Raw genomic sequence first — 18,706 nt, 5'->3', positions numbered from 1 at the left:
GGAAATGAAAATGCTCAGTGCCGTTTTGTCGTTTCACAATGGTATGAATTCTATTTCTAGGACCAGGACTTAGGATCTAGCACCTTAAATAAATCTACTTCTTCGCCAGTTTTGGCAAATCACCTGTCAGCCCAAGTGCCCGCTTAATAAATTGCGTTTTGATACCGGGGAGTGTGGCGGCTGCCATCAGGCCAATACCACGGATCAGTTTCTTCGCCGGGTTTTCACCCGCAAACAAATCGCGGAACCCTTGCATTGCCGCAATCATTTGCGCGGCTTCAGCTTTACGCCAACGTTCGAAAGCACGAAGGTTGGTTTTTTCACCAATGTCTTTGCCTTCATCACTTAAGCGGATCAGCTCTTGTGCCAGCGTCGCGGCATCCAAGAGGCCCAGGTTTACGCCTTGACCCGCCAGCGGGTGAATCGTGTGGGCGGCATCGCCAATCATGGCAACGCGCTCGACCACGAAGTCTCTCGCGTAACGCATCTTCAAAGGGAAGGCTGCACGTTCACCTTCAACCGAGCAAAGGCCAAGACGAAGATCGAAAGCAGTGCTCAGTGCTTTGTTAAACTCATCTTCTGGCATGGAGCAACGCGCATCGGCATTTTCCGGTGATTGCGACCAAACGATCGAACTTAGGTTCGGATCTGACAGTGGCAGGAAAGCCAGCGGGCCATCCGGAGTGAAAATCTGGCGTGCGACACCATCATGAGGCTCTTCGGTCCGAATATTGGCGACCAGTGCACTATGTCCATAATCCCAATGGGTTAATGGAATCGATAGCTGGTTGCGTACCCAGGAGTTTGCACCATCAGCACCGACCACGAGTTTTGCGGTAATGGCACTGCCCGATTCAAGGGTTAGCCAGGCTTCTGTTTCACCAAACATCATGTTGGCGCAGCGGTCTGGGCAGAATAGGGTGACATTCTGTTGCTGCTTTACGCGCTCAAACAGTGCCAACTGAATAACGCGGTTTTCAACGATATAACCGAGGTTGGGTTGACCCAAGTCCATTGCATCGAAATCAATCGCGGCGAAGCTGTCTTGTTCCCATACCGACATTTTTTGATATGGACTTGAGCGTTGGGATTGAATGCCTTCCCACGCGCCGACGTTTTTCAGAATACGCTCACTGGCGCGGCTCAACGCAGAAACGCGAAGGTCGGGCAGGGGAGATAGTTCAGGCTCCGGCATTTTGCCTTCGATGATTGCGATGCGAAGATCGCTATCTGCCAGTGCAGCAGCGAGAGTCAGGCCAACCATACCACCGCCGATAATGGCGATGTCTACATTTGTCATTTTCATTATCGTTCTACCAAGCCCATTGCACGTTGCAGCAATGGTGCTTTTAATTCGCTAAAGACCGACATTGCTGCCAGTCCCAGGTTTCGTCCGAGAATCAGTGGTGCAGAGGTGTTGGAGAAGCCGTGAACCAAACCAGATGTCATGGCGACTGTGGTATCGCGGTCAGGTTCTCGTCGTACTAGGTATGATTGAAGCACAGGCATTTGACCGCAATCTTTGCCATCAGCGTGCGCTTTGGCGATTTCTTCAGCCAGCGATACCACATCGCGAAGGCCTAGGTTAAAGCCTTGTCCCGCAATGGGGTGAAGCGTTTGTGCCGCATTCCCAACCACTGTAAAGCGGTGACTGATAAGACGGGTTGCCTGACGCAGAATCAACGGATAGCTGCCACGTTGACCAACATGCAGCAGTCTTCCCAAACGCCACCCGAAAGCCTGTTGCAGTGCTTGTGCAAACTCATCGTCAGACATGGACAGCATTGCAGGTGCTTCGTGAGGTTTGACGCACCATACCAGCGAGCTTCTGCCTTCAGACATCGGCAACAAGGCGACAGGGCCGGTTTCGGTAAAACGTTCGAAGGCACGGCCTTGATGAGCGATTTCTGTGGTGACATTCGCAATCAGCGCAACCTGTTCAAAGTCATGCTCATGGCGTTCAATCCCCACCATATCGCAGCAGGAAGATAGCGCGCCGTCTGCGGCAACAACCAGTTTGGCTGTCAGCGCTTTTCCATCATTGAGCGTCAAAGTGACGCTGTCGACTTCACGTTTGATATCAGTGACAAAAGACGGGCAAAACAAGGTGATGTTTTTGGCTTTACCCAACGCTTGGTGAAAAACGCGCCCGGCGTCGGCAAGCTCAATCACATTGCCAAGATAATCCAGACCTTCATCACGGGCATTCATCTCGGTTAGGCCGAAGTGGCCACGATCGGAAACATGAATCTTGCTAATCGGGGTGGCAAATGGCGACAAGGTTTTCCACACGCCGATGTTATCGAGCAACTGGCAGCTGCCATAGGAAAGGGCAATGCTTCGGGCATCATAACCTGGGTGGCTGTTGTCCGGAATGGCGGCTTCCACCACCGCCACGGACAAGCCTGCCTGTGTCAGTTGTTCAATAGCCAGTGCCAAAGTGGCACCTGCCATTGCGCCACCGGCAATGATGACATCAAAATTTTGTGTTGATGGCTCAGCATCCATTCTGCGTCAGTCTCCGACAGTGATCTGTTAGTGGAGGGTTGGTTTTTCTTCAGTCTGTGGCTTGATGCCAAGCTCGGCATGAAGCGTCATTGCGCAGACGCGGACGTGCTCGATGACTTGTTCGAAAAGCAATGCCTGCTCTTCCATATCATCGTCTTCATCAATGCCAAGCTGTGCAATTTCTGTCAGGTCTGCCAGCACTTCTTTCGAGTCGTCAGACAGTTTGCCTGCAGTGATACCGACTAAACCAATACCTGCGATAAAAGCACTTACCCACTCAGACAGCGCATCACCGCGATCAAGCAAGGATTCATTTTCATCCGGCAACAGCACTTCGAAATCCATCTGACCACCAGTGAGTTGCTGGCTCGCCAGACCAACGCTGGTTGCCGCCAGTGTTTTCGACTCATGTGGCCAGCCTGCACCATCATTGGTGTAGTCATAAAGCATCGGCATCCAGTTACCCAGCTCAGGGTCTAGTCCACCGCACAACATTCCCGCCAGAAGGCCATGCATTTCTGCTGGCGTTACGGCCAGAGAGTCAGCGCGAAGCGTGGAAACCATGTTGCTGTATTCAGGTAAAGTTACTTGGGTCACGGGGTCACCTTGGGTACCGAAATTGTCTTGTCCGTATACTACCAGTTAGTCCTAAGTCACTGAACCTCTCTTCACGATAGAAGAAAGCAAAAGCGAGAATCAGGTTCACGATAGCTCTGATTTTCATCACATTGACGACTTTTCGTCTGCTTAGTCCGTCGAGAGACAATACGCGATAGGATAGACTTGAAGTTTAATCTGCCATTTTCTATAGTTTGCGCCCGTGACGTCAGGGTGCGACACCGCGCTTTGAAGGGAGCTCAGAAAAGAATATGACTACGCAAGCTGTTGAAATTCAGATCCTTGGCAAAATAATGCGTGTTAACTGTCCGGCAGGTCAGGAACAAGCGCTGAAAGAAGCGGCAGACGACTTTGATCAACGGTTGCACGAATTGTCTGAGCGCACTAAAGTAACGAATACAGAGCAACTGCTCACTATCGCGGCCCTGAATATCTGCTACGAATTGCGTGCAGAAAGACAGCAAAACACCGACGATAAGAATGATATGGAACAGCGAATTGTGCTGTTGCAGCAAACGATTGAAGAGGCGTTGTTAAAACACAGCGCGTCGAAGGAAGCATAAGCCTTCCGAACCAGTTTGACCCTGGAGTGTGCGTCAGCGGATCCGCGTCCCTGAGCCGATAAGCACATCTAAGGGTGGGATGTTACATGCTTTTGAGCAAGCTCGGCTTGTACCGAGAAGCCTACGGTATGTTCTTCTCATCCGCCTTGAACCGCAGGGTTCAAGGGCAAAAGATCCCAACGGCACTCCGGGGCCAATCCCCATTAGCTTTGCGGCAAGGACAGCCGATGCAAGCGAACACTTCTTCTCTTCGCAATGAACTGCGAAAAGCGACCCGAGCCAAAAGGCAATCCCTGACCGATGACGAGCAGCGTCATGCGGCGACAAACCTTTCTTCCCATTTTCAGCAAGCTGACAGCATCCTCAACGCTCAGCGAATTGCGCTTTATTTGTCAGTAGATGGTGAGCTGGATACCCAGCCTCTGATTGAGCATTGCTGGCGAGAGGGGAAAGATGTTTATTTGCCGGTGATTCATCCTTTCAGCAAAGGGCATTTGCTGTTCCTGCACTATCATCCTAAGTCCACCTTGGTACCAAACCGCTACGGTATTCTAGAGCCGAAGCTTAGCGTGCTTGATGTATTGCCTGCACAGCAACTTGATGCGATTTGTACACCGCTTGTGGCGTTCGATAAAAGCGGGCAGCGCCTGGGTATGGGCGGCGGGTATTACGATCGCACACTGGCACCTTGGTATGAATCAGGACGGGGAGCAAAACCCGTTGGTATCGCTCATGATTGCCAGCAGGTTGATGACCTTCCTGTTGAAGCGTGGGACGTGCCTTTACCAGAGATTTTGACGCCATCTAGGCATTGGAAGTGGGCGATCTAACCTGATCTGTATCGATCCCGAATAACGGGATCTGCGTTTATAAAAATCTGCCCGCTCCAAAATCAGATCTGTATAATCGGCGTCGCGAATTACCCCTATTTACCCAGGAGATCCTCATGACTCAGGATGAAATGAAAAAAGCGGCTGGTTGGGCTGCGTTGGAATACGTGACCAAAGGCAGCATCGTTGGTGTTGGCACTGGATCCACCGTTAATCACTTCATCGATGCCCTCGAAACCATGAAAGAGCAAATCAAAGGTGCAGTGTCGAGTTCAGTTGCATCTACCGAGCGTCTGGAGAAGATTGGCATTCCGGTCTTTGATGCAAACGAAGTGGCAAGTCTGGACATTTATGTTGATGGTGCGGATGAGATAAATCCAAACAACGAAATGATCAAAGGCGGTGGTGCTGCACTGACGCGAGAAAAAATCGTGGCGGCGATCTCCGAGAAATTTATCTGTATCATCGACGACAGCAAGAAAGTGGATGTGATGGGTCAATTCCCTCTGCCAGTGGAAGTGATCCCAATGGCGCGTTCTTACGTGGCGCGTGAACTGGTTAAACTGGGCGGCGATCCTTGCTACCGCGAAGGTTGTATCACCGATAATGGCAACGTGATTCTGGACGTGCACAACCTGCAAATCACCAATGCCAAAGAACTGGAAGACAAGATCAACGCGATTGCGGGCGTAGTGACTGTTGGCCTGTTTGCAAACCGTGGCGCAGATGTAGTGCTGGAAGGTACTGCAAACGGTGTAGTAAAAAGCTAAAAACAGTTAAGCGTTAATGGGTTAACACTTCAGTTTTTTTGAGGCAAAAGCCAAACGTTTGCGTATAAGTAACTCAATAAGTTAGCGGTGCCTTCATGGCGCCGTTTTTTTTCGCACTTATTACGTAATATTCTTACCCATGCAAATAAATTTTTGTTACCTTAGTCACTAATTGTACAAGGCCGACATAATCCTATCAAAAAGCGGCCTTTGACGTCTGGAAGACGGAAACCGAATTTAACGACAGGTTTTTTTTTAAGGATGAGAACTGCAATGGCTAAAGTGTCGCTTGAAAAAGACAAAATAAAGATCCTTCTCCTTGAAGGTGTTCACCCAACTGCACTGGAAGTTCTTCAGGGTGCAGGGTACAGCAATATTGAATATCACAAAGGCTCTCTAGCCGGTGAAGAGCTTGAAGCGGCAATTGCTGACGCGCATTTCGTGGGCATTCGTTCCCGCACCCAACTGACTGAGAAAGTGTTTGCGAAAGCGCAAAAACTGGTAGCAGTGGGTTGTTTCTGTATTGGCACCAACCAGGTTGACCTGACTGCGGCAGCGAAGCGCGGTATCCCAGTATTTAACGCACCTTTCTCAAACACCCGTAGTGTTGCCGAACTGGTTCTTGGCGAGATTCTTCTTCTGCTTCGTGGCATTCCAGCGAAGAACGCTATGGCTCACCGCGGTGAGTGGATGAAGTCAGCGGACCGTTCGTTCGAAGCACGTGGCAAAAACCTGGGTATCATTGGTTACGGTCACATCGGTACCCAACTGGGTATTCTGGCGGAAAACCTGGGTATGCGTGTTTTCTTCTACGACATTGAAAACAAGCTTTCACTGGGTAATGCGACGCAAGTGGCGTCAATGTCAGAGCTTCTGAACAAGAGTGACGTGATCACCCTTCACGTGCCGGAAACCGACTCAACCCAGAACATGATGGGTAGCGAAGAGTTTGCGCGCATGAAGCCGGGCGCGATCTTCATCAACGCCGCGCGTGGCACGGTGGTTGATATCGATGCGCTGTGCGGCGCACTGGAAAGCGGTCACATTGGCGGTGCGGCAGTAGACGTATTCCCAACAGAGCCGAAAACCAACAGCGACCCATTTACTTCTCCGCTGCAAGCGTTTGATAACGTCATCCTGACACCACACATCGGTGGTTCAACTCAGGAAGCACAGGAAAATATCGGTATCGAAGTGGCTGGTAAGATGGTGAAGTACTCAGACAATGGTTCAACCCTGTCTTCAGTAAACTTCCCAGAAGTATCGTTGCCAGAGCATACTGGTACGTCACGTCTGCTGCACATTCACCAGAACAAGCCAGGTATCCTGACCAAAATCAATACCATCTTCGCAGAAGAAAGTATCAACATTGCGGGTCAGTACCTACAAACCAATTCCGAGTACGGTTACGTTGTGATCGACGTCGAAACCGAGCACTCTGAAAAAGCATTGGAGAAACTCAAAGCGATCGAAGGTACCCTTCGCGCTCGTATACTCCATTGATTGACGATTTGTTCCCCCTAACAAATGTCGATCCCAGAAAGGGAAATGGCCGCATTAGCGGCCATTTTTCTTTTCAATATGTTGAATAAATCTGCGATTTATTCGCCCAGAGCGTAAACCACTTCCACCTGATCACGGATAGTGATTTCTGCGTCATCGTAGCTTGATGCAACACTGGACGCCTCTGCCATTCGCATCATGGTTGGGCGAACCGGCGTCGATGTCATGTAGCGGATTTCCCAAACGCCTGCGAGTGTTTCACCAAAGCCTTTTGCCAATGACTCTGCTTTAGCTTTTGCATCGGCAATGGCTGCCATGCGCGCTTTTTCTTTGAGCTCAGCTTCTTTACTCGAAGAAAAGCTGATGCCATTTACCCGGTTCAGTCCATCAGCCAACGCGCCATCCAAGACGCGATTAAGCCGGGACAGATCGCTTACGGTCACCGTCACGTTTCGTGTGGCGCGGTAGCCGTTCAATTTGGGCTCGCTGTTTTTTGGGTAACTGTACTGAGGTTGAAGGTTAAGATTGGCGCTTTCGATGTCTTTACGCGCAATCCCCATTTTCTCCAATCGTTCCAAAAGCGTAGCTACAGCGTCATCAGATGCCTTTTTGGCGGCTTGGGCAGACGTGCGGGTAAGTGAGACGGCAACGTCTACGGTGGCGGTATCCGGCTGGGCGACAACCTCGCCAACTCCCATGGTTTCTAGGTGCGGGAAATCCGGTGTAGCGGCAGAAACAAACGGTGAAGACAGTGCGATGGCTGCACCAACTAACGAAGCAATAAGGTGTTTTTTCATGGTCTGGGTTCCATGTTGTTTTTTGAAGTTATATGGCTATGACTACGGCAAGGCGGAAATAATTCACACTGTGTGGGATATTTTTCCTTCACCAAAAGTCTTTCGGGCATAATTTAAGCAGGCTGATGACATCTCCGCCAATACGCCACTTTCCGTCGCGAAATGGTGCCAGTATAGGTGGCGGATCACACAATCGCCTGGACAAAGATCGATAAGCTCACCGGATGTCAGTTCTGGCTCAATTTGCAGGCGGGGTATCAAGCAATACGCCACACCTAGTTTGGCCATTTTGACGAAAGCCTCAGACGAGCGAACCATATGGCTACGCCAGCCGGGAGTGGGCAGTTGAAAACGTTCAGACACAAACTGAGTGTGCATGTCATCGAAACGGTCAAACACCACAGCAGGAGCGCGACTCACCGCTTCTGCGTTCAAGCCATCTGGAAAGTAGGTGGCTTTGAAGGCTGGGGTGCAAACGCAAAGGTACTCCATCACCCCCAAAGATTCCGCCACACAGCCTTTCAGTGGTGTGGCTTCATTGCTAACCGCAACAACGGCTTCGCCTGATCGAAGGCGATTCAGCGTGCGGCTCTCATCATCGACGATCAGGTTGATTTCGAGTGTCTGCGCTTTCATTAACGGGGAAAGAGCTGGCAGCAGCCAGGTCGCCAGGCTGTCTGCATTGGTGGCGATAGGTACAGTAATAGGACCTGCCAGCCCTTCGGGTGTCAGCTCTGGCAGCATTTCCTTTTCAAGCAGTTGAACACGTCGGTGAAGGCCAAGCAGCTTTTTACCAATGGCGGTGGGTTGCGGAGGCGTTTCGCGAATCAATACGGGCTGTGCAACCAAAGTTTCCAGCTGTTTGATTCGCTGGGAAACGGCCGATTGGGTGATGAAAAGCGCTTCTGCTGCTTTATCAAAGCCGCCGTTGGCGATGACTGCATCCAGTGCATCCAGCCAGCGGTAATCTAATCCCTTCATCTACGTCTCATCAGTTTTGCTTATCTGTGATTAAAATTATTAGTTTTACTTACTTTTGTCACCCCTCTAATTTGTGCCTCAGCAATATTGAGGGATGTGGAGACAAAGTGATGAGTAGCAGTGTTTTATTACAAGGGTTTGGTTTAGGGCTCAGTATGATCATTCCGATCGGTGCGCAGAATGCGTTTGTCCTCAATCAAGGGATCCGCCGTCATCATCATGTTGCGACGGCGACACTTTGCTTTCTCTGCGACTTTGCTTTGATTGCCCTCGGCGTTTTTGGCGGTGGCGCAATGCTTTCCAGTAATGAAACCTTGCTGAGTGTCGTGACACTGGGAGGTATTGCCTTTCTGCTGACCTACGCCTACCAATCGCTTAAACGTGCTTGGATTGGCGAAGAGGAAAGTGCCGAGTCGGAGGGAGGAAAAACGGGTAAAGGACTCATGGCGGTATTGATTGGTGCCGCGGCAGTGACTTTGCTGAACCCTCACGTGTATTTAGACACCGTTGTGGTACTAGGCTCAATTGGTGGTCAGTTTGAACCTGCACAGCGAACCGCTTTTGCAGTCGGCACCATGCTGGCATCTATGTTCTGGTTTTATGGTATTGCATTGGGCGCTGCGAAAATGTCGCCAGTGCTTTCGAAGCCTAATGTGCGGAAAATCATTGATATTCTGGTTGCTGGCATGATGATTTATGTAGCATTTCTTTTGATGCAAAAATGGATGATGGGCCTGGAGGGATAAATGGCGCAGACGTTGGATGAAATTCTGCAAAAGAATATAAATTTGATGACGCAGTGTGGTGTGAGCTATCAAGAGTGGCAACATGAACCCATCCTCGATTTTGCCACTGATGAAATCGTCGGCAAGCGTCTGGGTTGGACAGCAACACCCACTAAAAGCTTGTTCCTCAACTTTAAGAAGGGCGGTCGTGCGCTTTTGCTGACGCATCGTGATGCGAGATTGGATAGTAAGAAAATCAAAGCACTGGTGGGTCAAAGACCTTCCATTGCCTCAGACGAAGAGATGATAGAAAGTCTTGGCTGTGTACCCGGGGCGGTTTGCCCGTTTGGTATGCCAGATCATATCCCCTTGATAGTCGATAGCGCGTTGTTTGAATTTGAATCTTTGATGTACACACCGGGTCCACCGGAATATACCTTTGCGTTTGCAGCGAGAGATCTCTCTATCTTGCTGGAGGCGCTTCCCAATCCGGTTTATCACCTCAACGCCTGACCATTCTCCTGTCACTTATTTACGAAAAGTCCGCAATTCGCCGTTCTGTCGCTGCCATTACTGGTGTGACAGGGGCGAATGTGGGATTATTACGGCTATTCTTTATGTAAGTGCCCACTGAGCCTAGACTTTGTGGGTTATGTTCTGTGTTTGGCGATGAATGCCAGACGGGTTTTGTTGAGTGTGGGGAGGAAAATTCAATGCGAATGCTGACAGTCTTGCTGTTCGTATTGTTTGGATGGCTCCAGTATCACCTTTGGTGGGGCAAGAACGGGGTAGACGATTACCTTGCAGTGACCGCCGTTGCTGATTCCGTTGCTCAAGCCAACGATAAACTCCACCAACGTAACCAGCAAATGTACGCAGAAATAGCAGATCTCAAACGTGGGCAAGAAGCGATTGAAGAACGCGCCCGCAACGAACTGGGCATGATCAAGCCGGGAGAAACTTTCTTCCGGGTTGTCAGCGATTAGCCCTCTCGCCTTTTTAAGTAGAGAAACATGAATACCCCGGCCAGTGAAGAAACCTTAAGCTTGCCGCAATCTGTCGCGCCTGAAGTGGTCGCGATTGTCCCTGCGGCAGGAGTAGGAAAGCGTATGCGCGCGGACCTGCCGAAACAATACCTCACCATCGAAGATAAAACGCTGCTTGAACACACGGTGCATTACCTGCTGGAACACCCAAGCATCAATAAAGTCGTGATTGCGATTGGTGAAGAGGATGGATATTTCCATTCAACATCCCTTGGCAGTGATAAGCGTGTTGTGGTGACAACTGGTGGCAAAGAGCGCGCAGACTCCGTCTTGGCTGGCCTTCGCACAACTGATGCGGAATGGGTGATGGTGCATGATGCTGCCCGGCCTTGTGTCAGACATCAGGACATCGATGCACTGATTGCTGAGGCGACTAGTCACACCCATGGCGCTATTCTAGCCTGTCCGGTGCGAGACACCATGAAGCGCGGCACGGGCGACAACAAGATTGAAACCACAGTGTGCCGTGAGCAACTCTGGCATGCCTTAACGCCACAAATGTTTAAGCGTGAGCAGTTACTGAATGCATTAGAAACAGCATTGGATAAATCGCTGGCAGTGACTGATGAAGCCTCCGCGATTGAGCTTGCCGGTGGCGCACCTAAGCTGGTTTCTGGACATGCAGACAACATCAAGGTGACGCAGCCCGAAGATCTCGCGCTCGCCACCTTTTTCCTGGCCCAACGCAATAGCGGCCAGTGATAAGAGAGGAAGAAACATGATTCGTATTGGACACGGTTTTGACGTACACAAGTTTGGCGGTGAAGGCCCAGTGATCATTGGCGGTGTGAAAGTGCCTTATGAGCAAGGACTGGTCGCGCACTCCGATGGTGATGTGGCGCTGCACGCAGTGTGTGATGCTTTGCTTGGCGCAATTGCGGCTGGTGATATTGGCCGTCATTTCCCTGATACCGACGCTGAGTGGGAAGGGGCTGACAGCCGTTTTCTCCTACGCGATGTTTACGCCAAAGTGAAAGCAAAAGGCTATGTGATTGGTAACCTGGATGTCACCATCATGGCGCAAGCGCCGAAAATGGCACCGCATATTGATGCTATGTGTGCGGCGATTGCCCAGGATCTGGAAACGGATGTCAGCAACGTGAATGTGAAAGCGACAACCACCGAACGACTGGGGTTCACCGGCCGCAAAGAAGGCATTGCCTGTGAGGCTGTGGTGATCATCCGTAAGGATTCCAATGACTGATGTAATGAACGCACTGGCTTACCTGCATGGTCAGCCAGCAGCAACTGGCCGTTTAAAGGCCAAAGCAGAAGATTTTTTCGTTAGCGAAACACTGGATTTCACGCCTGCCGGACATGGAGAGCATTTTTTGGTACGTATCCGAAAGATTGGCGAGAACACTAAATACGTTGCGAATGAGCTGGCTAAAGCGTGTGGTGTTAAATCCCGTGATGTGAGCTGGGCTGGTCTGAAAGACCGCCACGCAGTGACAGAACAGTGGTTTAGTGTGCACCTACCAGGGCAGCCAGATCCAGATTTAAGCGAGTTTGTCGCGACACATGAAGGTGTTGATGCCATTTTGGACACTGCCCGTCACGACAAAAAACTGCGCCCGGGTGACCTGATTGGTAACCGCTTCAAGTTAGTGATCACAGAATTTGAAGGTGATGACGCAATTGAAGCGCGTCTTGCCGACATTCGCGACCAAGGTGTACCAAACTACTTTGGCAGCCAGCGATTTGGTCGTAATGGTAACAACGTGACGTCAGCGCGCGATTGGGGGCAGGATAAATTCCGAGTACGTGATAAGAGCAAACGCAGCTTCTACCTGTCTGCGGCTCGATCATTCCTGTTCAACCAAGTGTTGTCTGCACGGATCGAAAAGCAACTTTGCCATACGCCAATGTTGGGCGACTTACTGATCGACGACAAAGAGCAGGTCCAATTGGTGGAAGACGTCGCCTCTGCGGAAGCACAGTTGCAAAACCGCGAATGGCAAATCTCCGGCCCAATGACCGGTGACAATGCACTGCCTACTCAAGGTGAAGCACAGCTGTTTGAACAGGAAATCGTGGATACTGAGCCTCATCTGCTCGCAGTGATTCGCGGTAACCGTATGCGTCATGAACGTCGCCCGTTGCTGCTCTACCCTCACGAGATGAGCTGGCAATGTGAAGGTGACACATTAACGATTGAGTTCTCTTTACCTGCTGGATGTTTTGCAACAGCGGTGATGCGAGAAGTCATGGAAGACAAATCAGAGCGAGAATCAGATGCACATTTTGATCAGTAATGATGATGGCGTGTTTGCTGACGGCATCAATGTACTGGCAGAGGTGCTGTCTGATATCGCGACAGTGACCGTTGTCGCCCCAGATAGAAACCGTTCTGGTGCTTCTAACTCCCTGACGCTGGAAAACCCGCTTCGCCTGCGCGAAGTGGGTGAACGTCGTTATGCTGTTCAGGGGACACCGACTGACAGTGTTCATGTCGCGTTGAATGCGATCGTCACAGATAAAGTGGATTTTGTCATTACGGGGATCAATCACGGAGCCAATCTCGGTGATGATGTATTGTATTCAGGCACGGTCGCTGCTGCGACAGAAGGCTTTTTTATGGGAGTGCCTGCGATAGCCGTCTCTCTTTGCGGTAACACGCATTTCCATACAGCTGCGCAGGTGGTAAAAAAAGTGGTGCTCAATGATAAAGAGATGCCATTGCCGCGTAACCGCTTGTTAAACATCAATGTCCCTGATGTTCCTTTGGATGATATTCAGGGATGGCAGGTCACAAGGCTGGGGGCGCGCCATCGTGCTGAGGACATGATCAAAGATAAAGATCCTCGTGGACAGGCTATCTATTGGATAGGGCCTCCTGGTGCAAAGCAAGATGCTGGCCCAGGAACTGATTTCTATGCCATTGAAAATAATTGTGTCTCTTTGACACCACTTCAGGTCGATCTGACAGCACATGATACGATCGACACTCTGAATCTTTGGGTTAAAAACGCAACGAAATAATAAAGGGTGACATTAGTGAATTACTCGCATTCACTTATTCAACTACTTCGCCAACAGGGAATATCAGATCAACGTGTACTGGATGCCATTGGGCGTTTACCTAGGCATCTCTTTGTCTCTGAAGCAATGGCACATCAAGCCTACGACAACAATGCGCTGCCGATTGGGTTTGGCCAGACTATTTCTCAGCCATATATCGTTGCGAAAATGACGGAGCTTCTCGATCTTAAACATGGTAGTCGTGTGCTGGAAGTAGGAACCGGATCGGGGTTCCAGACGTGTGTGCTAGCGCAACTGGTTGAGCATGTTTATTCCGTGGAGCGAATTAAGCAACTCCAAATGGTCGCAAAACGCCGTTTTAAACAGTTTGAGCTGTATAACATATCGACAAAACATGGGGATGGCTGGCAAGGTTGGGCAAGCAAAGGCCCTTTTGATGCCATTATCGTAACAGCAGCCGCAGCAAGTATGCCTCAGGCATTGATCGAACAGTTGGCAGATGGTGGATCACTGATTGTGCCTGTCGGTGAGAATGATCAAACCTTGTATCGAGTCACACGCCGTGGTGACGAATTTGAAACAAAAGCCATTGAAGCGGTTCGATTTGTACCACTTGTAGCTGGTGATTTGGCGTAGGTAACTTTTGGTGGCAGTGGTTTCAATTCAGTTGAAAATTTTATTGTTTCTCTCTGTGTTGGGATTATTGTCTGCATGCTCTGTGACTAGCCCTGCGCCTGTCTCTAGTGTCGGTCCTGACTATGGGCAAATTGAACGTGGTAGTTACCGTGGCAGCTACTATGAGGTTCAAAAGGGCGACACACTGTACTATATCGCTTACATCACGGACCGTGACGTTAACGACATTATCTCTGCTAACAACCTTAGTGCACCCTATACCATTTTCCCCGGCCAAAAGCTGAACCTATGGCGGGAGAAATATGTACCGCCAGCCTATGGCAAGAAGGATGTTAACGCAGGAGCTGCGGTGGTGGTTACTGGTGCTGTTGGTGCAACAACAGCACCTGCGGTTGTTGCGGCAACACCTCCTGCTGTTTCAGGATCTTCTGCTAAATCGAAGCAAGATAATCAAAAAATCGCTTCGCAAAATAAGTCGGGATCCTCCTCTCAAAATAAGAAAAATGTTGAACAGCAAAAAGTGAAGGAGTACAGTCAACCTGTAACAAAAAACAAACCATCTGTTGATAAATCCGCTAACAAGTCGTCAGGTAAGACTGAAACCATTAGTTGGCAATGGCCTTCTAAGGGGCGAGTCATCTCTGGCTTCTCCAGTTCTGAGCTGGGAAATAAAGGGATCGACATCGCTGGCAACCGCGGACAAAGCATTAATGCTTCTGCAGATGGAAAAGTGGTTTACGCGGGCAACGCACTTAGAGGTTACGGCAATTTAATCATTATTAAACACAATGATGATTATCTTAGTGCTTACGCGCACAATGACCGCATCTTTGTTTCGGAACGTCAGAGCGTCAAAAAGGGGCAAAAAATAGCTTCAATGGGCAGCTCTGGTACAAACAGTGTCCGGTTGCACTTCGAGATTCGCTATAAAGGAAAATCGGTGAACCCGTTAAGGTATTTGCCGAAACGGTAATCCGGGACAGATCTTGCTGTACTGTCTAGCTGCTACGCCAAAATTGGGAGGCGCTATGAGTCAGAATAATACTGCAAAGAAAGTCGACGACTTGATGGTTGAAGATGTTGACATGGAACAACTCGAAATCGAGTCTGAAGACGAAGTAGCTGAAGAGGTAGAGGAGTCCGTATCGTTTGCGGCGTCCTCGAAAGCTCTCGATGCAACGCAACTCTATCTTAGTGAAATAGGATATTCTCCTCTGCTGACTGCAGAAGAGGAAGTGCTTTACGCACGCCGTGCACTTCGCGGTGACGAAGCTGCTCGCAAACGTATGATCGAAAGTAACCTCCGTCTGGTGGTTAAAATTTCCCGCCGTTACTCTAATCGTGGTCTTGCCCTTCTTGATCTGGTTGAAGAAGGTAACCTCGGTTTGATCCGTGCGGTTGAGAAGTTCGATCCTGAGCGTGGTTTCCGCTTCTCTACTTACGCGACATGGTGGATTCGTCAAACCATCGAGCGTGCCATCATGAACCAGACGCGTACTATTCGTCTGCCTATTCATGTGGTTAAAGAGCTTAACGTTTATCTGCGTACTGCCCGTGAGCTGGCACAAAAGCTGGATCATGAACCAACAGCAGAAGACATTGCCCTGCAACTCGACAAACCAGTTGAAGATGTCAACCGCATGCTTCGCTTGAACGAACGCATCAGTTCGGTAGATAACCCGATTGGTGGTGATTCAGAGAAAGCATTGCTGGACATCATTCCTGACGAGAAAGAAGGCGGTCCAGAGAACACCACGCAAGACGATGACATGAAAAAGTCTATCGTTCACTGGCTTCAGGAATTGAATCCTAAGCAGCGTGAAGTGCTGGCACGTCGTTTCGGCTTGCTGGGTCACGAAGCGTCAACGTTGGAAGATGTGGGTCGTGAAATTGGCCTCACACGCGAACGTGTTCGCCAAATCCAAGTTGAAGGCTTGCGTCGCTTACGTGACATGCTGACGCATCAGGGACTGAACATCGAGTCTCTGTTCAACACTGAGCACTGATAGCACCTTTTTATCAACACTTTGTGTGCTCAATAAAAAAGCCCCTTTTGGGGCTTTTCTGTTTTTACCGTCTGACGCGTCGATAAGTCAAAGCATCGCTTTCAGTCGGTACAAGGCATCAAGTGCTTGTCTTGGCGTCAGGTTATCCGGCTCGACATCAGCCAGCGCTTTTTCTACTTCACTAAGCTCTGGCAGCAGTGAAAGCTGGGCGGCGGCACTGCTGGTTGGTGTGGCTTGCTCACCTGTCACTACTTCGTGTCCGCTGGCTTCCAACTGGCGAAGCTTGGTTTTCGCTCGTTGAATCACGGTTTTGGGTACACCTGCTAACCCTGCAACCGCGAGACCGTATGACTTACTCGCCGCGCCTTCCTGAACCGCGTGCATAAAAGCGATTTCATCGCCATGCTCTACGGCATCCAAATGCACGTTCACTAGCCCCGGCACTTGTCCGGACAATTCCGTCAGCTCAAAGTAATGGGTCGCAAACAGCGTCATCGCCTTGAGTTTTTCTGCCAGCCACTCTGCGCTTGCCCATGCCAGTGAAAGACCATCATAGGTACTGGTACCGCGGCCAATCTCATCCATCAATACCAGGCTGTTTTCTGTGGCGTTATGAAGAATGTTTGCTGTCTCTGTCATTTCGACCATAAAGGTTGAGCGGCCAGAGGCCAGATCATCGGATGCACCGATACGCGTAAAGATACGGTCGACAGGACCCAGGGTGACGGATTCTGCTGGCACATAAGAGCCAATATGTGCCATCAGAGTGATCAGCGCAGTTTGACGCATGTAGGTCGATTTACCACCCATATTAGGACCCGTGATGATCAACATACGGCGGTCTGGATTGAGTGAGGTTGGGTTGGCGATAAACGGTGCGTCCATCACTTGCTCAACCACAGGGTGGCGACCGCCAGCGATATCAATGCCACGTTGTTCAGTCAGCGTCGGGCGGCAGTAATTCAGTGACTCAGCACGTTCAGCCAGGTTAGCCAGTACATCTAGGGTGGAAAGCGCTTCAGCGGCGCGTTGCAGCTTCTCAAGATGTGGTAGTAGTTGGTCGAACAGCTCTTCCCAGAGTTTCTTCTCAAGTGCCAGTGCTTTTGACTTAGAATTGAGTACCTTGTCTTCGTGCTCTTTGAGCTCTGGGATAATGTAACGTTCAGCGTTTTTCAGTGTTTGACGGCGCACGTAGTAAGGCGGCACTAGGTGACTTTGACCACGGCTGACCTGAATGTAGAAACCATGAACCTGATTGAATCCGACTTTCAACGTATCTATGTCGTGACGGTCGCGCTCACGTGCTTCCAGCTCCTCAAGATAGCGTGTGGCGCCATCAGCCAGATCGCGCCATTCATCAAGCTCGGCATTGTAGCCTGGGGCTATGACACCACCATCACGGATAACTACCGGTGGTGCTTCCACAACGGCACGTTCCAACAGCTCTGCAAGTTCTGGCATCGGGGCGCTGGCTTGTTTCAGCGGTGCAATCGCTTCATCCTGTACTTCATCAAGCAAGCTTTCGATTTCCGGCAATTGCTGCAATGCGCCGCGGAGTCTCGCCATATCACGAGGGCGTGCAGAGCGAATCGCCAGTCGTCCCAGAATACGTTCCATATCGCCAACAGGGCGAAGTGAGTTTGCCAGGTCGACGTAGAGCCCAGTGTCTTTCAGAGCTGTGATGGCATCCAGACGACGGTTCACAATCTCAAAATTACGCATCGGTTGGTGGAGCCAGCGTTTCAGAAGACGACTGCCCATCGGCGTAGTGGTTCTGTCGAGGACCGACGCAACAGTGTTCTCCAACCCACCCGACAGATTTTGGGTGAGTTCCAGATTACGGCGTGTGGCGGCATCCAGAATCACGGATTGATCTTTGTTTTCTTTCACCAAGGCGCGAATATGGGGAAGGGCGGTGCGTTGCGTGTCTTTGACGTACTGCATCAGACAGCCCGCAGCCGCAAGACCAAGCGAGCATTCTTCAACACCAAAGCCGACCAAATCCCGGGTGCCGAATTGCTGGTTTAGCTGTTGTTTTGCCGTCTCTAAATCAAATTCCCAAATAGGGCGACGGCGGCTGCCTTTGCACATATCGGTCAGCGATGGAAATGCGAAATCTTCCGGATACAACAACTCGGCAGGGCGAGTGCGCTGCAATTCTGCCTGCATTTCTTCTTCTGTTGCGGGTTCACTCAGTAGGAAACGGCCAGAAGTGATATCCAGCGTGGCGTAACCAAAACGTTCACCGTGAGCGAAAATCGCCGCAATCAGGTTATCGACGCGCTCGCTTAACAGCGCCTCATCGGAAACGGTACCTGGTGTCACAATACGGACGACTTGACGCTCAACAGGCCCTTTGCTGGTGGCTGGATCGCCGATTTGTTCACAAATCGCAACCGATTCTCCGAGCTGAACCAGACGGGCGAGGTATCCTTCTACAGAATGGTACGGAACGCCTGCCATCGGAATCGGTTCACCGGCTGAGGCACCGCGTTTGGTCAGAGAGATATCAAGCAACTGGGATGCGCGTTTAGCATCGTCATAAAACAGCTCGTAGAAATCACCCATTCGGTAGAAAAGAAGTTCTTCGGGATGCTGCGCTTTGATTTTCAGAAATTGCTGCATCATCGGCGTGTGATTTGCTGTCGCTTGTACTGTCACTATCTGGCCTGCAAAATTACAAAGATAAGAGAAGGCAACAAGGATACGTGAATCGCGATGAATGGGTAAAGTATCGATCT

Annotated in this window: 20 protein-coding genes and 1 other RNA gene; 15 read left to right on the top strand and 6 right to left on the bottom strand. The window is 50.3% G+C overall.

Going from position 1 to position 18,706, the window contains the following annotated elements; all coding sequences use genetic code 11:
• Nucleotides 1-94: 94 nt before the first annotated feature.
• From RN22_RS07415 to RN22_RS07405, 3 genes are read right to left on the bottom strand one after another with little or no spacing between them, the layout of a single operon-like run.
• Nucleotides 95-1,306, bottom strand: a complete 1,212-nt coding sequence (locus RN22_RS07415) for an FAD-dependent 2-octaprenylphenol hydroxylase (RefSeq protein ID WP_046303742.1) — start codon at nucleotides 1,304-1,306, stop codon at nucleotides 95-97.
• Nucleotides 1,306-2,508: a 2-octaprenyl-6-methoxyphenyl hydroxylase gene (gene ubiH, locus RN22_RS07410; RefSeq protein WP_046303741.1), complete on the bottom strand. Its 1,203-nt coding sequence runs from the start codon at nucleotides 2,506-2,508 to the stop codon at nucleotides 1,306-1,308. The genes RN22_RS07415 and ubiH overlap by 1 nt, the downstream gene beginning before the upstream one ends.
• Nucleotides 2,509-2,535: 27 nt before the next feature.
• A complete protein-coding gene (locus RN22_RS07405) occupies nucleotides 2,536-3,105 on the bottom strand; it encodes a YecA family protein (RefSeq protein ID WP_046303740.1) in 570 nt (189 codons plus the stop codon).
• A 272-nt stretch (nucleotides 3,106-3,377) separates the two neighbouring features.
• Here RN22_RS07405 and zapA point away from each other — a divergent pair, with 272 nt between their 5' ends.
• The 5 genes from zapA (at nucleotide 3,378) to serA (ending at nucleotide 6,792) form a co-directional block, all read left to right on the top strand.
• Nucleotides 3,378-3,689, top strand: coding sequence for a cell division protein ZapA (gene zapA / locus RN22_RS07400; RefSeq protein WP_002537568.1), 312 nt, complete (start codon nucleotides 3,378-3,380; stop codon nucleotides 3,687-3,689).
• Between the two features lie 15 nt (nucleotides 3,690-3,704).
• A non-coding RNA gene (gene ssrS / locus RN22_RS24655) (6S RNA) lies at nucleotides 3,705-3,887 on the top strand.
• A 29-nt stretch (nucleotides 3,888-3,916) separates the two neighbouring features.
• Nucleotides 3,917-4,519 carry a 5-formyltetrahydrofolate cyclo-ligase gene (locus RN22_RS07395; protein WP_046303739.1) on the top strand — a complete coding sequence of 201 codons (603 nt, stop codon included), beginning with the start codon at nucleotides 3,917-3,919 and terminating at the stop codon, nucleotides 4,517-4,519.
• Between the two features lie 116 nt (nucleotides 4,520-4,635).
• Complete coding sequence (gene rpiA / locus RN22_RS07390) at nucleotides 4,636-5,289, top strand: ribose-5-phosphate isomerase RpiA (protein ID WP_002537571.1); 654 nt, start codon at nucleotides 4,636-4,638, stop codon at nucleotides 5,287-5,289.
• Between the two features lie 273 nt (nucleotides 5,290-5,562).
• Nucleotides 5,563-6,792: a phosphoglycerate dehydrogenase gene (gene serA / locus RN22_RS07385; RefSeq protein ID WP_046303738.1), complete on the top strand. Its 1,230-nt coding sequence runs from the start codon at nucleotides 5,563-5,565 to the stop codon at nucleotides 6,790-6,792.
• 98 nt (nucleotides 6,793-6,890) lie between these two features.
• Here serA and RN22_RS07380 read toward each other — a convergent pair whose 3' ends face one another.
• Both RN22_RS07380 and RN22_RS07375 read right to left on the bottom strand, forming a co-directional pair.
• Nucleotides 6,891-7,589, bottom strand: coding sequence for an oxidative stress defense protein (locus RN22_RS07380; RefSeq protein WP_046303737.1), 699 nt, complete (start codon nucleotides 7,587-7,589; stop codon nucleotides 6,891-6,893).
• Between the two features lie 63 nt (nucleotides 7,590-7,652).
• Nucleotides 7,653-8,570 carry a LysR family transcriptional regulator ArgP gene (locus RN22_RS07375; RefSeq protein ID WP_046303736.1) on the bottom strand — a complete coding sequence of 306 codons (918 nt, stop codon included), beginning with the start codon at nucleotides 8,568-8,570 and terminating at the stop codon, nucleotides 7,653-7,655.
• Between the two features lie 110 nt (nucleotides 8,571-8,680).
• Here RN22_RS07375 and RN22_RS07370 point away from each other — a divergent pair, with 110 nt between their 5' ends.
• The 10 genes from RN22_RS07370 to rpoS all read left to right on the top strand — a co-directional run bounded on the left by RN22_RS07370 (nucleotide 8,681) and on the right by rpoS (nucleotide 15,965).
• A complete protein-coding gene (locus RN22_RS07370) occupies nucleotides 8,681-9,316 on the top strand; it encodes a LysE/ArgO family amino acid transporter (protein WP_046303735.1) in 636 nt (211 codons plus the stop codon).
• Nucleotides 9,317-9,808, top strand: a complete 492-nt coding sequence (locus RN22_RS07365; protein ID WP_046303734.1) for a YbaK/EbsC family protein — start codon at nucleotides 9,317-9,319, stop codon at nucleotides 9,806-9,808.
• A gap of 200 nt (nucleotides 9,809-10,008) precedes the next feature.
• Nucleotides 10,009-10,281: a cell division protein FtsB gene (ftsB, locus tag RN22_RS07360; RefSeq protein ID WP_002537577.1), complete on the top strand. Its 273-nt coding sequence runs from the start codon at nucleotides 10,009-10,011 to the stop codon at nucleotides 10,279-10,281.
• 27 nt (nucleotides 10,282-10,308) lie between these two features.
• Nucleotides 10,309-11,043: a 2-C-methyl-D-erythritol 4-phosphate cytidylyltransferase gene (gene ispD, locus RN22_RS07355; RefSeq protein ID WP_046303733.1), complete on the top strand. Its 735-nt coding sequence runs from the start codon at nucleotides 10,309-10,311 to the stop codon at nucleotides 11,041-11,043.
• Nucleotides 11,044-11,059: 16 nt separating this feature from the next.
• Nucleotides 11,060-11,545 (top strand): 2-C-methyl-D-erythritol 2,4-cyclodiphosphate synthase, encoded by a 486-nt coding sequence (gene ispF / locus RN22_RS07350; protein WP_002537579.1) that lies wholly within the window; start codon nucleotides 11,060-11,062, stop codon nucleotides 11,543-11,545.
• Nucleotides 11,538-12,596 carry a tRNA pseudouridine(13) synthase TruD gene (gene truD / locus RN22_RS07345; RefSeq protein WP_046303732.1) on the top strand — a complete coding sequence of 353 codons (1,059 nt, stop codon included), beginning with the start codon at nucleotides 11,538-11,540 and terminating at the stop codon, nucleotides 12,594-12,596. Before ispF ends, truD begins: the two co-directional genes overlap by 8 nt.
• Complete coding sequence (surE, locus tag RN22_RS07340; RefSeq protein ID WP_046303731.1) at nucleotides 12,577-13,323, top strand: 5'/3'-nucleotidase SurE; 747 nt, start codon at nucleotides 12,577-12,579, stop codon at nucleotides 13,321-13,323. The genes truD and surE overlap by 20 nt, the downstream gene beginning before the upstream one ends.
• A gap of 15 nt (nucleotides 13,324-13,338) precedes the next feature.
• Nucleotides 13,339-13,959, top strand: a complete 621-nt coding sequence (locus tag RN22_RS07335) for a protein-L-isoaspartate(D-aspartate) O-methyltransferase (RefSeq protein ID WP_046303730.1) — start codon at nucleotides 13,339-13,341, stop codon at nucleotides 13,957-13,959.
• A gap of 10 nt (nucleotides 13,960-13,969) precedes the next feature.
• A complete protein-coding gene (gene nlpD, locus RN22_RS07330) occupies nucleotides 13,970-14,932 on the top strand; it encodes a murein hydrolase activator NlpD (RefSeq protein ID WP_156168180.1) in 963 nt (320 codons plus the stop codon).
• Nucleotides 14,933-14,987: 55 nt separating this feature from the next.
• The gene (gene rpoS / locus RN22_RS07325) at nucleotides 14,988-15,965 is read left to right on the top strand and encodes an RNA polymerase sigma factor RpoS (protein WP_046303729.1); all 978 of its coding nucleotides are present in this window, start codon (nucleotides 14,988-14,990) and stop codon (nucleotides 15,963-15,965) included.
• Between the two features lie 87 nt (nucleotides 15,966-16,052).
• Here the strand turns inward: rpoS and mutS are convergent, their stop codons facing one another.
• Entirely contained in the window at nucleotides 16,053-18,593 is a 2,541-nt protein-coding gene (gene mutS / locus RN22_RS07320) for a DNA mismatch repair protein MutS (RefSeq protein ID WP_369700094.1), read from the bottom strand.
• Nucleotides 18,594-18,706 lie beyond the last annotated feature (113 nt).

This window comes from Grimontia sp. AD028 (assembly GCF_000973155.1).
Classification (GTDB): domain Bacteria; phylum Pseudomonadota; class Gammaproteobacteria; order Enterobacterales; family Vibrionaceae; genus Enterovibrio; species Enterovibrio indicus.
Note: the sequence above shows the minus strand (reverse complement) of the source record. Positions and strands in the feature narration are given on the sequence as shown.

What these genes read in the sequence shown, in the direction of transcription:
- ispF (WP_002537579.1), top strand. Translation starts at nt 11,060, where the DNA reads ATGATTCGTATTGGACACGGTTTTGACGTACACAAGTTTGGCGGTGAA.
- rpiA (WP_002537571.1), top strand. Translation starts at nt 4,636, where the DNA reads ATGACTCAGGATGAAATGAAAAAAGCGGCTGGTTGGGCTGCGTTGGAA.
- RN22_RS07415 (WP_046303742.1), bottom strand. Translation starts at nt 1,306, where the DNA reads ATGAAAATGACAAATGTAGACATCGCCATTATCGGCGGTGGTATGGTT.
- RN22_RS07375 (WP_046303736.1), bottom strand. Translation starts at nt 8,570, where the DNA reads ATGAAGGGATTAGATTACCGCTGGCTGGATGCACTGGATGCAGTCATC.
- RN22_RS07380 (WP_046303737.1), bottom strand. Translation starts at nt 7,589, where the DNA reads ATGAAAAAACACCTTATTGCTTCGTTAGTTGGTGCAGCCATCGCACTG.
- serA (WP_046303738.1), top strand. Translation starts at nt 5,563, where the DNA reads ATGGCTAAAGTGTCGCTTGAAAAAGACAAAATAAAGATCCTTCTCCTT.
- ispD (WP_046303733.1), top strand. Translation starts at nt 10,309, where the DNA reads ATGAATACCCCGGCCAGTGAAGAAACCTTAAGCTTGCCGCAATCTGTC.
- ubiH (WP_046303741.1), bottom strand. Translation starts at nt 2,508, where the DNA reads ATGGATGCTGAGCCATCAACACAAAATTTTGATGTCATCATTGCCGGT.
- RN22_RS07395 (WP_046303739.1), top strand. Translation starts at nt 3,917, where the DNA reads ATGCAAGCGAACACTTCTTCTCTTCGCAATGAACTGCGAAAAGCGACC.
- truD (WP_046303732.1), top strand. Translation starts at nt 11,538, where the DNA reads ATGACTGATGTAATGAACGCACTGGCTTACCTGCATGGTCAGCCAGCA.
- zapA (WP_002537568.1), top strand. Translation starts at nt 3,378, where the DNA reads ATGACTACGCAAGCTGTTGAAATTCAGATCCTTGGCAAAATAATGCGT.
- rpoS (WP_046303729.1), top strand. Translation starts at nt 14,988, where the DNA reads ATGAGTCAGAATAATACTGCAAAGAAAGTCGACGACTTGATGGTTGAA.
- RN22_RS07365 (WP_046303734.1), top strand. Translation starts at nt 9,317, where the DNA reads ATGGCGCAGACGTTGGATGAAATTCTGCAAAAGAATATAAATTTGATG.
- surE (WP_046303731.1), top strand. Translation starts at nt 12,577, where the DNA reads ATGCACATTTTGATCAGTAATGATGATGGCGTGTTTGCTGACGGCATC.
- RN22_RS07370 (WP_046303735.1), top strand. Translation starts at nt 8,681, where the DNA reads ATGAGTAGCAGTGTTTTATTACAAGGGTTTGGTTTAGGGCTCAGTATG.
- ftsB (WP_002537577.1), top strand. Translation starts at nt 10,009, where the DNA reads ATGCGAATGCTGACAGTCTTGCTGTTCGTATTGTTTGGATGGCTCCAG.
- mutS (WP_369700094.1), bottom strand. Translation starts at nt 18,593, where the DNA reads ATGATGCAGCAATTTCTGAAAATCAAAGCGCAGCATCCCGAAGAACTT.